14 protein-coding genes and 1 tRNA gene are annotated in these 14,531 nt (G+C 66.4%); 3 read left to right on the top strand and 12 right to left on the bottom strand.

From position 1 onward, the window contains the following. The first annotated feature begins 80 nt into the window (after positions 1 to 80). Positions 81 to 566 carry a transcription elongation factor GreA gene (gene greA, locus AOP73_RS05820; protein WP_061963789.1) on the top strand — a complete coding sequence of 162 codons (486 nt, stop codon included), beginning with the start codon at positions 81 to 83 and terminating at the stop codon, positions 564 to 566. An 82-nt stretch (positions 567 to 648) separates the two neighbouring features. On the opposite strand, the gene AOP73_RS05815 is transcribed toward greA, so the two are convergent. Continuing rightward, positions 649 to 1,986 (bottom strand): AI-2E family transporter, encoded by a 1,338-nt coding sequence (locus AOP73_RS05815; RefSeq protein WP_084626588.1) that lies wholly within the window; start codon positions 1,984 to 1,986, stop codon positions 649 to 651. Between the two features lie 91 nt (positions 1,987 to 2,077). On the opposite strand from AOP73_RS05815, the gene msrA reads away from it, so the two are divergent. Both msrA and AOP73_RS05805 read left to right on the top strand, forming a co-directional pair. Next, entirely contained in the window at positions 2,078 to 2,749 is a 672-nt protein-coding gene (msrA, locus tag AOP73_RS05810; protein WP_236683513.1) for a peptide-methionine (S)-S-oxide reductase MsrA, read from the top strand. A gap of 94 nt (positions 2,750 to 2,843) precedes the next feature. Next, positions 2,844 to 3,356, top strand: a complete 513-nt coding sequence (locus tag AOP73_RS05805; protein ID WP_061963784.1) for a hypothetical protein — start codon at positions 2,844 to 2,846, stop codon at positions 3,354 to 3,356. On the opposite strand, the gene AOP73_RS05800 is transcribed toward AOP73_RS05805, so the two are convergent. The 11 genes from AOP73_RS05800 to mfd form a co-directional block, all read right to left on the bottom strand. Beyond that, positions 3,353 to 4,339, bottom strand: a complete 987-nt coding sequence (locus AOP73_RS05800) for an acetylxylan esterase (protein WP_061963782.1) — start codon at positions 4,337 to 4,339, stop codon at positions 3,353 to 3,355. The genes AOP73_RS05805 and AOP73_RS05800 overlap by 4 nt on opposite strands. A 13-nt stretch (positions 4,340 to 4,352) precedes the next feature. Further along, a complete protein-coding gene (locus AOP73_RS05795) occupies positions 4,353 to 5,207 on the bottom strand; it encodes a Bax inhibitor-1/YccA family protein (protein ID WP_061963780.1) in 855 nt (284 codons plus the stop codon). 104 nt (positions 5,208 to 5,311) lie between these two features. Then, positions 5,312 to 5,680: an META domain-containing protein gene (locus AOP73_RS05790; protein WP_061963778.1), complete on the bottom strand. Its 369-nt coding sequence runs from the start codon at positions 5,678 to 5,680 to the stop codon at positions 5,312 to 5,314. Positions 5,681 to 5,732: 52 nt separating this feature from the next. Next, positions 5,733 to 5,806, bottom strand: a tRNA-Leu gene (locus tag AOP73_RS05785). A 69-nt stretch (positions 5,807 to 5,875) separates the two neighbouring features. Further along, complete coding sequence (locus tag AOP73_RS05780; RefSeq protein ID WP_061963776.1) at positions 5,876 to 6,832, bottom strand: Ppx/GppA phosphatase family protein; 957 nt, start codon at positions 6,830 to 6,832, stop codon at positions 5,876 to 5,878. Then, positions 6,829 to 7,371 (bottom strand): DUF501 domain-containing protein, encoded by a 543-nt coding sequence (locus AOP73_RS05775; protein WP_061963774.1) that lies wholly within the window; start codon positions 7,369 to 7,371, stop codon positions 6,829 to 6,831. The genes AOP73_RS05780 and AOP73_RS05775 overlap by 4 nt, the downstream gene beginning before the upstream one ends. Beyond that, the gene (locus AOP73_RS05770) at positions 7,368 to 8,159 is read right to left on the bottom strand and encodes an FtsB family cell division protein (RefSeq protein ID WP_084626586.1); all 792 of its coding nucleotides are present in this window, start codon (positions 8,157 to 8,159) and stop codon (positions 7,368 to 7,370) included. Before AOP73_RS05770 ends, AOP73_RS05775 begins: the two co-directional genes overlap by 4 nt. An 84-nt stretch (positions 8,160 to 8,243) precedes the next feature. Beyond that, the gene (eno, locus tag AOP73_RS05765) at positions 8,244 to 9,527 is read right to left on the bottom strand and encodes a phosphopyruvate hydratase (RefSeq protein WP_061963770.1); all 1,284 of its coding nucleotides are present in this window, start codon (positions 9,525 to 9,527) and stop codon (positions 8,244 to 8,246) included. Between the two features lie 72 nt (positions 9,528 to 9,599). Continuing rightward, positions 9,600 to 10,295, bottom strand: a complete 696-nt coding sequence (locus tag AOP73_RS05760; protein ID WP_236683512.1) for a nucleoside triphosphate pyrophosphohydrolase — start codon at positions 10,293 to 10,295, stop codon at positions 9,600 to 9,602. Continuing rightward, entirely contained in the window at positions 10,288 to 10,899 is a 612-nt protein-coding gene (locus AOP73_RS05755) for a hypothetical protein (RefSeq protein ID WP_061963766.1), read from the bottom strand. The genes AOP73_RS05760 and AOP73_RS05755 overlap by 8 nt, the downstream gene beginning before the upstream one ends. A gap of 5 nt (positions 10,900 to 10,904) precedes the next feature. Beyond that, the gene (gene mfd / locus AOP73_RS05750; protein WP_061963764.1) at positions 10,905 to 14,477 is read right to left on the bottom strand and encodes a transcription-repair coupling factor; all 3,573 of its coding nucleotides are present in this window, start codon (positions 14,475 to 14,477) and stop codon (positions 10,905 to 10,907) included. Positions 14,478 to 14,531 lie beyond the last annotated feature (54 nt).

The raw sequence follows: 14,531 nt of genomic DNA, 5'->3' as shown, positions 1-14,531 counted from the left end.
GGCAGTGCCGTAGCGTCCAATAGGTGACGCGCACGGTTTCTCTTGATACTCTTGCCGGTCACGCTCAGAAGGAGACTCACGTGACTGACACGACTGGAACCTGGCTTACCCAGGACGCTTACGACCGCCTGCAGCAGGAATACGACTTCCTCACCGGCGAGGGTCGCACCGCGATCGCCACGGAGATCGACGAGCGACGCCAAGAGGGCGACCTCAAGGAGAACGGCGGCTATCACGCCGCCCGCGAGGAGCAGGCTAAGCAGGAGGCGCGCATCACCCGCCTACGCGAGATCCTGCGCGACGCGACGGTGGGCGAGCCACCCGCGGACGACGGCATCGTTGAGCCCGGCATGATTGTCGAGGCCGAGGTCGCCGGACGCGCCATGCGCTTCCTAGTGGGCTCGCGCGAGTCCGCCGAGGGTACCGACCTCGACGTGTTCAGCACGCAGTCCCCCTTGGGCGCCGCGCTGCTGGGCAAGAAGGTGGGCGACGAGACGACGTATGCGGCCCCCAACGGCAAGGACATCACCGTCAAGGTGACCGCCGCGGAGCCCTTCTCCGGCTAACGCCACGCACTCTGTCCGCAACAAGCGACCCGATGACGAATCGTCACCGGGTCGCTTCTTGCGTGTGAGTTCGTGCAAACGTCTAGTCTTTGTCGCCCCTCGCCGAGGCTTCGCTCTCGGCGGCGATGTCGTCCGGGGTCGCGGCATCGGCGCCGCGGTGTGCACCATCGGCAATGTCGCGCCGGTTCTTGCGCACACGAATCTCTGTGGTGTGGCTGATGGTCTCGCGTGCACGGCGGAAGGCGTCGCGTGACTTGTCCGCGATGATCGGAATGGTGGAGCTGATGGGAGGGTCTTCCTTCTCCGGGTTGAAGTCTTTTCTGTACCCAGTGACGAACGCGGTGACGAACGCGAGGAGCGGTACCGCCACGACGGCGCCCACCAGGCCCAAGATGAGCGTTCCCGCGGAGACGGTCAGCAGAATCACCATCGGGTGAATGGAGGCGGCCTTGCCGAACAGCCATGGGTACAGCACGCTGCCCTCAACCTGCTGTACGACGATCACGACGATGAGCATCACCAAGGCTGTCTTCCAGCCGCCGGCAAATAGCGCCACCAGTACCGCGACAATGCCCGAGATAGTGGCACCAAACAGCGGAATGAAGGAGAAGAGGAAGACCAGGATTCCGATGGGCAGCGCGAGCGGGACGCCGATGATCCACGCACCCACACCAATGCCCACGGCGTCGACGAGCGCCACGAAGGCCGACGTCTTGGTGTATCGCGCCAGGGTGTGCCAGGCATTGAGGCCCGCGTGGTCGACACGCTCCTTGTCCTCGACCGGAACGTGACCCACGGCCCAGACCCACATGGTGCGGCCATCGCGCATAAAGAAGAACAGCGCAAGCAAGGCGATGATGGTGCCGGCGAACATGCCTCCGATCGCGCTCGTGACGCCTACCGCGCTGCTGGCGACACCGAGGGCGTTGTCCTGCAGGAGGCCGGTGAGGTTCTTCACTCCCTCATCGATCTGGTCGCTGCTGATGTGCAACGGGCCGTCGGACAGCCAGTCGATGAATGTGTTGAAGCCGCTGATGGCGGCCTCACGCAGATCCCCGAATCCCGTCACGATCGACGTTCCCGCGAGAGTGACCAGCGCCAGGATGATGACCACGCCCAGCAGGATGGTGAGCGCCGATCCCCAACCGCGGTGGATGCCGTAGCGCTCAAGCCTGGTGACGAAGCGCTCCAGAGGGGCGGCGATCAGAAGCGCGATGATCAGCGGAACCATCAACGAGGCAAGGTTGAGGAACGCGGTGAAGAGTGCGATACCGACGATGCCGACCACCACGATTCGCCACGACCATGCGGCGGTCACGCGAAGCGGCATGGGCACGTGTAGGCGGGCGACATCATCCTCGCCGGCGGCGCGCGCGACGCGCGCTATTTCAGACGTCTCTGTAGAAGGCTCATCAGGCATGTACAGAGCCTACGCGGCGCAGTACCTGCACGTCTGTAGGCGGGCGGAACAGAATCGCGCGTCGCGGCGTTTCACCAGCCAGACAACGCCAATGAAGGGACTGCCAATGTTTGGCCTGAACAAGACGACCATGGTGACCAAGGACGAGGCACTCGCAGGACGCGATACCCCCATCACGGTTCCCGGGATCCATGCGGTGCTCGGCACACCCATCTCCGGGCCCGTTCCGGACGGCCACGAGGTCATCTACTTTGGCATGGGGTGCTTCTGGGGATCAGAGCGCATCTTCTGGCAGACCGACGGCGTCTACACCACCGCGGTGGGCTACATGGGTGGCTGGACGTCCCACCCGACATATGACGAGACATGCACCTCACGCACGGGACACACCGAGACAGTGAAGGTGGTCTACGAACCCGCCAAGGTATCCATCGAGACCCTACTGGGCGAGTTCTGGGAGAACCACGACCCCACGACGCCCAACCGTCAAGGCGGCGACGTCGGCACGCAGTACCGCTCCGCGATCTTCACCACCACCGACGCGCAGTTGGCTTCAGCCAAGGCCTCGCGAGACCGCTACCAGGAGCAGCTCACGGACAAGGGCTTTGGCACCATATCCACGCAGATTGACTCAGCGGCCGATGCTGGGGACGGCACGTTCTACTACGCCGAGGACTACCACCAGGGGTACCTGCACCGAAACCCCGGTGGCTATTGCAACCACGGCTTCTGCCAGGTCTCGTACGCGGGGGCTGACGCCTGACGTAGCACTCCGCCTAGCGGGCCCATCGTCGCGGCTAGACTGGCGGGCATTGCGTGCCCGTGGGTGCGCCCCTGCCAGGTAAGAGGAGTCACGCGTGCGCACCAAGTGGGAGCGGCGAACCCGTCCGCACGGACGCCTTGACGCGGTATACGCGCTGCACTTCTGGTCCATGCTGTGGATCATGCTGCTGGGCGTGCTACCCGTGGCAGTCGCCATGGCCATCGGCGCGTTGACGGGCACCGCGGTGGAAGGCCCTTTCTTCCCTGCACCTGACTATCCCGCCTTCACCACCTTGAGCGCAGGACTCTTGCTGCCCGCGCTCGCGCTACTCGTGGCTGCGGTGATCTCGCTGCCACTGCCGCTTGAGGACCGACGCGGGCCGCGGCGCACTGACATGGCCTGGATGGCGGTGCTCGGCATAGGGGTCACGTTCGTGTCGCTCGTGCTCGACGACGGCAGGCCTGAGTGGCTGCATTGGGCGCCATACGCCGCCGCCGCGCTCTTTGGCGTGGTCGTCGTCGTGCTTGCTGGGCGAGGGCTTCTCAGCTCCATGCAGTTGCTGCCTCGGGCGTGGCGCGGGACGTACCGCGCGACCGACTCCGTCTAGGTCAGCAGCCCGTCGAGGAACGCGCGCTGCTTCTCTATCTGACGCCACTCGCCGCCCTCATGCCCGTTGTACGGGTAGACCTCCATGGCCTTGCTGACTCCCGGGCCGGCGCGGTCGCCGTACCAATTGAAGGCGGCGTACGTCGTGGACGGCGGCACGATGTAGTCCATGAGCGCCACCGACCACAGCGATGGCGCGTGTGCACGCTTGGCGAAGTTGACCCCGTCAAAGTAGCTCAGCGTGGTGAGCGCCTGCTCGGCGTGGTCACGGTGAGTGCGCAGGTACTTCTGAATCTCGCCAAAGGGGTTGTCATCGGTCAGGGTGATCGCGCGCTCAAAGTGACACAGGAACGCCACGTCCATGCAGGCCGCCTGCACGTCGGGCACCAGGGCCGAGACCGCAAGCGTGATGGCTCCGCCTTGCGAGCCGCCGTGGACCGCGACGCGGGAGGAATCTATCCCCGGCATCGTCCGTACGGCGTCAACCGCGCGCACGCCGTCGGTGAAGACGCGGCGGTAGTAGTACGTCTCCGGTGATTCGATGCCGCGAGTCATGAAACCGGGGTGCGAGGGTCCCGAGCCCTCGGGGTCTGCCGTTGCACCTCCGTTGCCCCATGCGGAGCCCTGTCCGCGCGTGTCCATCACGAAGTATGCGTAGCCCGCAGTCGCCCAGAAGGTGTGCTCGATGGCGAGCGATCGCCCGCCGCCGTAGCCCGCGTAGTGAACCACCGCGGGCAGGTCGCCCTCCGCGCCTGCCGGGCGTAGCAACCAGCCCTTGACGGGCTGGCCAGCAAAGCCTGGAAACGTGACGTCGAAGATGTCGACGTGCGGGAGCGAATTGTCGACCGGCTCTAGGACCGCCTCACCGCCGGCCGCACGGGCCTCGGCGATGGTGCGCTCCCAGAACTCGTCAAAGTCGGCGGGCTCGCGGATGTCCGGGCGAAATGCCTCGAGCTCCGCGAGCGGAAGGTCGTAGTGCGGCAACGCCCAGCCCTACTTAGCGGCGTCCGGAGAAGATGGCGATGATGCGCAGGAACTCCACATACAGCCAGATCAGTGTGACGATCAGACCGAAGGCGGCCTTCCACTCGACCCAGGCCGGCATGCCGTTCTTGACGGCGTTCTCGATGAAGTCGAAGTCGCCGATCAGCGAGACGCAGGCCAGGACCACGGCGAAGAGGCCAATGAGGACACCCAGCGGGATGCCGAAGATCTCAACTGAGGTGCGCAGGCCCCACGCGTTCTCGCCGCCCTGAGGGCCAAAGACCATGATGAGCACGTTGACGAGCGAGAAGGCCAGATAGGAGATCATGCCGATCATCAGGAACTTCTGCATCTTGGGCGTGTAGCGCACCTTGCCGGACTTGTAGAGCGCGAGCACTACACCGAAGGTGACGCCGGTGGCGATGAGCGCCTGCAGGCCGGCTCCGGGGACGTCGTAGGCATCTTGGATCCAGGTGGTGATGGCTCCCAAGAAGTAGCCCTGAGCCATGGCGTAGAGCGCAATGAGGGCCGGCTTGGGGCGCTTCTGGAACGCCACGACCAGGCCGAGTACCATGCCGATGATCGCGCCCGCGATCATGCCGATGACGTTGGGGAACATGTAGCCGGGCACCGCGAAGAGGAGGACGAGCAGGCCAATTCCGCTCGTCTTGGTGATGACGCCCTCGTAGGTCATGCGGCCGGTGTCGGCGGGGCCAGCAGCCGGCGCGTTGAACTGCGCGTTCAGGTCGGCGGTCTGTGTTGCGGTGACAGCGCCTCCCACGGACGCACCGCTCAAGGCTGCGTTGTGCGCCTCGGCGCCACTCGCGGGCTGAAATTCTTTGCCACGCTTGAATACTGGACTGGCCACGGGTTCCTCCTGTAGGGCTGTTGCGCCGGTCAGGCGCAGCAAGCGCAATCTTACCGTTGAGGCGCGGAGCCACCAAGAACGTTCGCGCTGCGCACAATCCGCGCTTAGCTCTCCTGCTTGTCGAGCGTGCCGAGTTGCGCACCGGTGTCGTCGATCAGGCGCATGGTGTCGATATCGGTGGTTGCGCTGACGGCATTGCCTCGCCAGGTGTCGACGTTCGGACACGCCATGCGCGTCGAGGCGAACGGTCCAAACTCAATCGTGTCCCCTTCCAGCGTCCAGTTGCCGTTGAGGGTATTGCAGCCGTCGGTGCCGGTGACGGTTCCGTCACTGGCCAGAATCAACTGCGGCTTGTGAGTACCCGCGTCGCCCCAGGTCCCCACTGGGTCGGGTGCCGTAGAACTCGCGCAACCGGACATCATCAACACCAATCCCGCGGCCGATGCCGCGACCCATCGCTTTGTCGTCGCCATGAGAACCCACCTTCTGCCGATAACCACCAACCTACGCGCCACGACGTGAACGTGCCCCCGGCGGGACTTGAACCCGCACTGTGCCGATTTTAAGTCGGCTGCCTCTGCCAATTGGGCTACGGGGGCGCGGTACCTCACGCGTGCGAGCGAGGTACCGATCGGTGGTGCTTTCAGAAGGGTACTGGTGCAGCGGCACTAGGCGCGAGCAGCTACCGAGAATGCGATGCCGTCGAGGATGTCGTGTTCGCTGGTCACGGTGGTGTCCAGCGCCCCCCCGGCGGCGACGACTTGGTCGCGCACACGGCTCATGACCACTCGCCACACCAGGGCACCGGCGCCGATGACGTCGACTCGGCCCGGGTGCATGAACGGCATGGCCGCCCGCTCCTCCCGCGTCGCGCGGAGTAACGCATCACAGGACCGGATGGCCGCGTCGATCGAAAGCTCCGCGCCGTTGATGGCATCGCGGTCGTAGCGGCTCAGGCCCAGCGCGTGCGCCGTGACCGTGGTGATGGTGCCGGCGAGTCCCACCAGCGAACGCGCCTGCGCGACGGGAACCTGCGCCAGGGCGACGTCGAAGGCCTCGTTGACGTCTGCCGTGGCCGCGTCGATCTCCGCCGCGGTGGGCGGGTCGCTCACCAAGTGACGCTCTGTCATGCGCACGCAGCCCACGTCCATCGAGTGGGCACCCGCAGGCGAGCGCTCGCCCAGAACCATCTCGGTGGAGCCGCCCCCGAGGTCCACGACCAGGTAGGGCGCGGGGCGGGCGGGGTCGATGACGCTGACTGCGCCCCTGAAACTCAACGCGGCCTCCTCATCGCCAGAGATCACCTCGGGCTCAACGCCCAGGCGCGACTTCACTCCCGCGATGAACTCGTCTCGGTTGCGGGCGTCCCGCGTGGCGGACGTCGCCACAAAGCGAATCGCGTCGACGCCGTGTTCGCGGCAGGCCGCCGCGTACTCGTCGACAGCGGCAAAGGTGCGCTCCAGCGCTTCGGCCGCGAACTCGCCCGTCTGGTCCACGCCCTGTCCCAGGCGCACCACGGTCATGGTGCGTACCACATCGGTCAGCGAGGAGCCGCCAGCGCTGACGTCGGCGATGAGCAGGCGGATGGAGTTGGTGCCGCAATCCACGGCAGCGACGCGGGTCATGCGTTGTCTCCGCTGTCGTCAGACTGCTCATCGTCAAGGATCACGCCGCACGTGCAGCGGTCCGGGCGCCACTGGTGAGCAATCAATTCGAGCGCCTCGTCCCCGAGCGGGTTCACCCCGGGCCCGGAGGCCAGCGAGTGGCCCACCAGCACGTGCAGGCACTTCACGCGGTCGGGCATGCCGCCAGCAGAAATACCGTGAATCTCCGGCACCTCGCCAAGCGCGTAGCGCTCCTCAAGGTAGCGCTCGTGGGCGGCACGGTAGGCGTCGGCAAGCTCGGCGTCCTCGCCTAGGCGGTCCTGCATCGTCTTCATGACGCCATTGGCCTCAAGCGTGGATACGGCACTCGTCGCGTCGGGGTGCGTCAGGTAGTACTGCGTGGGAAAGGGTGTGCCATCGGGCAGGCGCGGGGCGGTGTGCACCACGGTGGGATTGCCACAGACGCAGCGAGCGGCGATCGCCACCACTCCCCTGGGTTCACGGCCTAGTTGCGCGCGCAGCACCGCGATGTCGGCTGCGAGGACGGGGGTGTCATTCACTCGGAGAAGTCTACGTTGGCGTCAGACGTGTCCGCCGTGCCCCCGGCATCGTCGGTCTCCGCGGTGTCCGCGGTGGACTGGTCGCCGTCCTGGGCGACCTGCGGCGAAGGCGACGCCTCAGGGACGGCAGAACCCGGAGGCGCCTGCGCATCGTCTGCCGCGTCGGTGCCATTGCCGGCCACCAAAATCGACCCCCACAGGGTGTCGTACCAGGTATTGCCCGTGACATCCGTCGAATCCTCGGCTGCCTCAGCTTGGCCCGCGTCGTCCGTCGCCACCGTCTCGGGGTCTACGACGCGGTACGGGGTCTCGCCGGGGAAGACGTATGCGAGACGCTCGCGTGCCTGGGCCACCAGGAAGGACGGGTCGTCCCAACGGGCCACTTCCCCATTGAGGTCATCGACCTCGGCCTGCGCGGTGGCTGCGTCGGCGCGGAGCTGTTGAAGTTGCTGTTGCTGCTCAAAGTAGACGCGCAGCGAGGGCATGATCAGCGCGAGGGCGAGCATCACCACACCCGCGATGACGGCCGTGCGCCAGGACAGCATTGCCGTCCACGAACCGCGCGGCTTGGCGGGTTCGAGACGGGGCTTGGGCGCCGAGGTGCTGCGTCCAGGTCCGCTTGGCCCGCCGGGTCGTGCTTGCGACGTGCGGGCTCCACTGGTGCGGACACTGCCCGTGGTGGGCGCCTTGACGCGCCGCGCGGATGGTCGCTGCCCCGCGCTTGCACCAGGGCGCGCTGCCGTCCGGGAAGACGAACGCGGCGCGCCGGGACGGCTGGGGGCAGACATGCCCCTATTGTCCCGGCGCGCCGCGCCAGTTGACTGCTGCCGAGGCAGCGAGTCGCGTAATTCAGTTATTTGCGTGCGTCAGATTTAGACGTCGTAGGTGCGGGGGAACGCGGACTTGCCGGCGTAGACCGCGGCGTCGTCCAGTTCTTCCTCGATGCGCAGGAGCTGGTTGTACTTGCCAACGCGCTCGCCACGTGCCGGGGCACCCGTCTTGATCTGACCCGAGTTGTAGGCCACCGCGAGGTCCGCGATGGTGACATCCTCGGTCTCGCCCGAACGGTGCGAGACCATGCAGGTGAAGCCGGCGCGCTGCGCCATCGTCACAGCGTCGGAGGTCTCGGACAGCGAGCCGATCTGGTTGAGCTTGACCAGCAGTGAGTTCGCAGCCTTCTCCTTGATGCCGCGTGCAAGGCGCGTGGGGTTCGTGACGAACAGGTCGTCACCCACGATCTGCACCTTCTCGCCCACACGGGCGGTGAGGTCGCTCCAGCCAGACCAGTCATCCTCGTCCAGCGGGTCCTCGATGGACACGAGCGGGTAGTCCGCGACGAGGCCCTCGTAGAACTCGATCATCTCGGCGGGGGTCTTCTGACCACCCTCCCAGTTGTAGTGGCCCTCAGAGTAGAACTCGGAGGCGGCGACGTCGAGTGCGAGTGCGACGTCCTCGCCCGGCTTGTAGCCTGCCTTCTCGATGGCGACCAGGATCAGGTCGAGTGCCTCACGGTTGGACTCGAGGTTGGGCGCGAAGCCTCCCTCGTCGCCCAGCCCGGTGGCCAGGCCGCGCTCCTTGAGCACGGACTTGAGGGCGTGGTAGACCTCGGCGCCCATGCGCAGCGCCTCGCGGAACGTCGATGCGCCCACGGGGGCGATCATGAATTCCTGGATGTCAACGTTGGAGTCGGCGTGCGAGCCACCGTTGAGGATGTTCATCATGGGAACGGGCAGCACGTGCGCGTTCGGTCCGCCAACGTAGCGGAACAGCGGGAGGTCGGCGCTCTCAGCGGCGGCCTTCGCGACAGCGAGCGAGACACCCAGGATCGCGTTGGCGCCCAGCTTGCCCTTGTTGTCCGTGCCGTCCAGGTCGATCATGGTCTTGTCGACCAGGCGCTGCTCCGACGCATCGAGACCGATGACCTCGGGGGCGATGAGGTCGATGACTGCGTCAACGGCCTGCTCGACGCCCTTGCCCTGGTAACGAGCGTCGTCGCCATCGCGACGCTCCACTGCTTCGAACGCTCCGGTCGATGCGCCGGAGGGAACAGCCGCACGTGCGAACGTGCCATCCTCAAGTGCTACCTCGACCTCAACGGTGGGGTTTCCGCGCGAGTCAAGAATCTCGCGGGCTCCAACGGCCTCAATGCTGGCCATGATGCTCCTTATATAGTGCTGGTTGATTTCTCTTGTGAGTCTATCGGCGCAGACTGCTCCCCGCGCAACGACCTAGGTCCCGGTTAAGGGCTCCTCAGGTGAATCTTGAGTGACGGCCGCCTCAGCCTCGCGGGCCGCTGCCTCGAAGGCGCGGGTCGCGTCGCGTAGTTCGGTCTCCGCGTCCACGCCTTCGGCCTGGGCACGTGCCACGAGCGCGAACAGTTGTTGCCCGATGCCGACTCCCGCCGGGTCGCGCACGTCCAGTTTGGCCCGGGTAGCGCGGCCGAGCACCTTTTGCGCACGGGCGAGAGCGGGCAACGCCGCAGGAACGCCGTCCATGACGGAATCGCGACCCTGAGTACGGGCCTTGATGTCGTCCCAGCGCTCGCGCACCGCCGATGCAGTGGTGGGCTGCGCGACACCGTCACCGGATGCCTGCCCCACCGTGACATCGTCCGCCTCGAAGACGTGCGGGTGTCGCTGGATCAACTTGTCGGCGCAGGTGTTGGCCACGTCGTCCAGGTCGAACGGTTCGTCGGAGTGCTCCTGCGCGATGCGAGCGTGGAAGACCACCTGCAGTAGGACGTCGCCCAGTTCCTCGCGCATCTCGTCGCGCGAGCCAGACTCCACCGCATCGGCGAATTCGTAGGTCTCTTCTAAGGCGTACCGCACGAGCGACTCGTGAGTCTGCTCGGCGTCCCATGGGCATCCGCCCGGTGAACGCAGGCGGTCCATGACCTCTGTCAGTCGGTCGACTCCGTTAGCCACGTGCTACCCAGGACGAGTCCGCGTCGACGAACGCGTTCACGTGCTGGAAAGGGATGTAGGACTGGGCGCCGAGTTGTTGCTGCTCTGCGGTGCCCTTGGCGTCCGCGACCGAGGCCAGGAAGGCATCTACGCTGATCTCGCCGTTGCGCGGGCTGACCTTAGCGTTGGCGGCCGCGTTCTCGATAATGGTTTTCAGTTCCGCATCCCCACCGTCGATGGCGAGCACCGCGATGGCGAACTGCGACTCAAACGCGTAAACAAAGTCGTCACTCGGCTCTGCAGCGATACCGAGTCCCTCGAACCACTGCTGCGCGAGTCGCTTGGAGTCCGCGGAGTGGATGGGGGTGCCCCGCTCGGCGCACGCCGCCAGGAGATCGTCGTGAAGCAGTTCCATAGTCAACACCTCGTCGCGCGACGAGATCAGCGCACCCTGCGTCTCCTGCGCCCACGCGGTAAACGTGGCGTCCACGTCAGCATTGGTGATGGTGGCGCCTTGGTACTCGGTCGCCGTACCGGCGGGGGCGCCCTGTCCGGGGACCGCGCACCCAGCGAGCGCGAGGGCCGCAATGGCCGCGACAACAAGGCGTGAACGAACGTGACTCATGGCTCTCATCCTAGCGCCGCTCCCGAAGTAGTCTTGATAACTTCCCGTACCCAGTCCAGTACGGCGGGCCCCTCCACTGGCTTGCCGCCGATGCGCGCCGTCGTGGGGGCGGGAACGAGGACCTGGCGCACGGCCGGCTTGATCATCGTCCCTGGGTAGAGGCGGTTGATGCGCATGGCCGCGGAGTCGGGCAACTCGAGTGGCGCGAAGCGCACCATCTTGCCCTGCGCCACCACATCCGTGATGCCGGCTTCTCGAAGCTCCAAACGCAGGCGCGCAATCGCAAACAGGTGCTGCACCGGTTCCGGCATCGTGCCGTACCGGTCGTCCAGCTCCTCCTCGACGGCGACCAGCGTGGCCTCGTCTGCAGCATCGGCGATCTTTCTGTACGCCTCCAGGCGCAGCCGCTCGTGCTCGATGTACGTGGTGGGCAGGTGCGCGTCGATCGGAAGGTCCACCGTCATTGGGGTGCGTTCTTCCTCACCCTCGCCGCGGAATCCCGCGACCGCCTCGCCCACCATGCGGATGTAGAGGTCGAAGCCCACGCCCTCGATGTGACCCGACTGCTCGCCACCCAACAAGTTGCCGGCACCGCGAATCTCGAGGTCTTTCATGGCTACCGCCATGCCGGCGCCGAGGTCCGTGTGCGCAGCGATGGTCTGCAGGCGATCGTGCGCGGTCTCGGTCAGCGTCCTATCCGGCGGGTAGAGGAAATAGGCGTACGCGCGTTCACGTGCCCGGCCCACCCGCCCACGCAACTGGTGAAGCTGACTCAGGCCAAACGTGTCCGCGCGTTCCACGATCAGGGTGTTGGCGTTGGAGATGTCCAGGCCCGTCTCGACGATCGTCGTGCAGACCAGCACGTCGTAGCGCTTCTCGTAGTAGTCCACGATCACCTGCTCGAGCGCCTTCTCCCCCATCTGTCCGTGGGCCACGGCGACGCGTGCCTCGGGTACCAGTTCGGAGATCTTGGCCGCGGCACGGTCGATGCTCTTGACCGAGTTGTGAATGTAGAAGACCTGCCCGTCGCGCAGCAGTTCGCGGCGCAGGGCGGCGATCACCTGCGCGTCCTCCTGCGGGCCCACGTAGGTGAGGATCGGGTGGCGTTCCTCGGGCGGCGTGGCCAGTGTGGACATCTCGCGGATGCCGGTAACCGCCATCTCGAGCGTGCGGGGGATGGGCGTCGCGGACATCGCAAGCACGTCGACATTGGTGCGCAGGGCCTTCAGCGTCTCCTTGTGCTCGACGCCGAACCGCTGCTCCTCGTCGATGATGATGAGTCCAAGATCCTTGAATCGCACCGAGCCAGTGATGAGGCGGTGGGTGCCGATGACCAGGTCAACCGTGCCGTCGGCCAGGCCCTGGATGACCTCCTTGGCCTCCTTGTCCGTCTGAAAGCGCGACAGCGATGCCACCTTGACGGGGAACTGCCCAAAGCGCTCGGTGAAGGTGTCGACGTGCTGCTTGACCAGCAATGTGGTGGGGCACAGCACCGCGACCTGAGCGCCGTTTTGAATCGCCTTGAAGGCGGCGCGGACGGCGATCTCGGTCTTGCCGAAGCCCACGTCTCCGCAGATCAGACGGTCCATGGGGACGGCCTTCTCCATGTCGTCCTTCACCTCGTCGATCACGCTGAGCTGGTCGGGGGTCTCGACGAACTCGAACGCCTCCTCGAGCTCGCGCTGCCACGGGGTGTCCGCGCCGAACTCGCGCCCCTTGGTCGCCATGCGGGCGCTGTAGAGACGGATCAGTTCTGCCGCGATCTCCTTGACGGCCTTGCGCGCTTTGCCCTTGGTCTTGGCCCAGTCCGCGCCGCCCATCTTGGACACCGCGGGAGCCTCGCCACCCACGTACTTGGTGATCTGGTCCAACTGGTCGGTAGGAACCGAGAGCCGGTCGCCAGGGTGCCCCCGCTTGGAGGGCGCGTACTCGATGACCAGGTACTCGCGCTCGGTGCCGCGCACCGTGCGCTTGGTCAACTCGACGAACTTGCCCACGCCATGCTGCTCGTGGACCACAAAGTCGCCGGTGCGCAACTGCAGCGGATCCACGGCGTTGCGCCGGCGCGACGGCACCTTGACCTTGGGTCCGGCGGTGGTGGTGCGCCGGCCGGTCAGGTCCGATTCGTGCAGGACCAGCAGCTTCGCCTCGGCCACCTGGAATCCCGCGCCGGTGATCTGCGGGATCACGGAGACCACGCCGTCGACGGGCTCGAACTCGCCCTGATAGCGCGCGGGAATCTCCGCGTCGGCGCACTGTTCGACTATGCGGTGCGCACTGCCGGTACCCGCCGCGGTAATCACGACTCGCCATCCGTCCGCGAGGCGGGCACGGACGGCGTCGAGCACCACGGACAGGCGACCGCGGTAATCCTCGATCTCAGAGATGCCGGTAGCCACGGCATCGGCTGCTCCGAACGGGCCGATGCCCCACCAGCTGATACCGCGCTCGGATGCTCCCTCGCGGACCTCGTCGAGCGAGAGGAACGAACCCTCACTGGCCTCGATCGGGGCGTCTGCGCCGGCGGTGGCCGCGACCCAGGCGGCGGACAGAAATTCCTCGGCGGTGCGGTGCAGGTCCTCGGCGCGGCGGGCGATGCGCTCGGGCTCGATCACCACCATTTTCGCGTTGACGGGCAGCACATCGGTGAGGGGCACCAGGCGGTCCACGAGCGCGGGGATCAGCGACTCCATACCCTCAGCGGGGACGCCGGACGCGATGCGGCCAAGCATGTCCGCGGCGGCCGGAATGCGGTCGCGCAACTCGGAGGCGCGGCTACGGATCGCGTCGGTCAGCAGGAGCTCGCGGCACGGAGGCGCCCACAGCCGGTCCACGTCCGCGAGGGAGCGCTGGTCGGCCACGGAGAACGAGCGGATTGAGTCCACCTCATCACCAAAAAACTCGATTCGCACCGGGTGCGGGTCGGTGGGTGCGAATACATCCACGATTCCGCCGCGCACCGCAAATTCGCCACGCCGCTCCACCATGTCGACGCGCGTGTAGGCGGCGTCGCCCAGCGCGGTGGTGAATTCGGTCAGGTCGATGACCTGGCCTTTGGCCGCCTGAACTGGAGCCAAGTCGGCAAGCCCGGGGACCATCGGCTGCAAGAGGGCACGTACGGGGGCGACCACCACGCGCACGGGCGGCAGACCAGTCTCGGCGTGCACTTCAACGGGGTGAACCACACGACGCAGTGTCGCGAGGCGGCGCGCCACCGTGTCCGAGCGTGGGCTGAGGCGCTCGTGCGGGAGGGTCTCCCAACTAGGGAAGATCGCGATCGTGTCCGGGTCGAGATAGGAGTTGAGCGCGTGCTGGAACGTCTCGGCGTCGCCCCCCGTCGCGGTGACCACCACGAGCGGGGAGGAATCCCCCGCGCGGTCGCGGTCGCGAACGGCCAGCGCGACCACGGCGGGTGCCGCGGAAGTGGCCGCCTGAATCAGCGCCTCGGGCGGCACCGACTCCAGCGCGGGCAACACGGCGGCATCGGTCAGCGAATCGAGCAACTGCTCAAGCACGGGGGTGGTCACGAAGGTCCTCCAGGGCACGCCGAAAAACCGGCGAATGCCGGCACCCACCATCGTAAGTCCCCTGCAGGGACTGTCCTACCTGCGTCCTGGCAGTCACTGAGTGCG

The sequence above is a fragment of the Demequina aurantiaca genome (assembly GCF_000975135.1).
In the GTDB taxonomy this organism is placed as follows: Bacteria; Actinomycetota; Actinomycetes; order Actinomycetales; family Demequinaceae; genus Demequina; species Demequina aurantiaca.
Note: the sequence above shows the minus strand (reverse complement) of the source record. Positions and strands in the feature narration are given on the sequence as shown.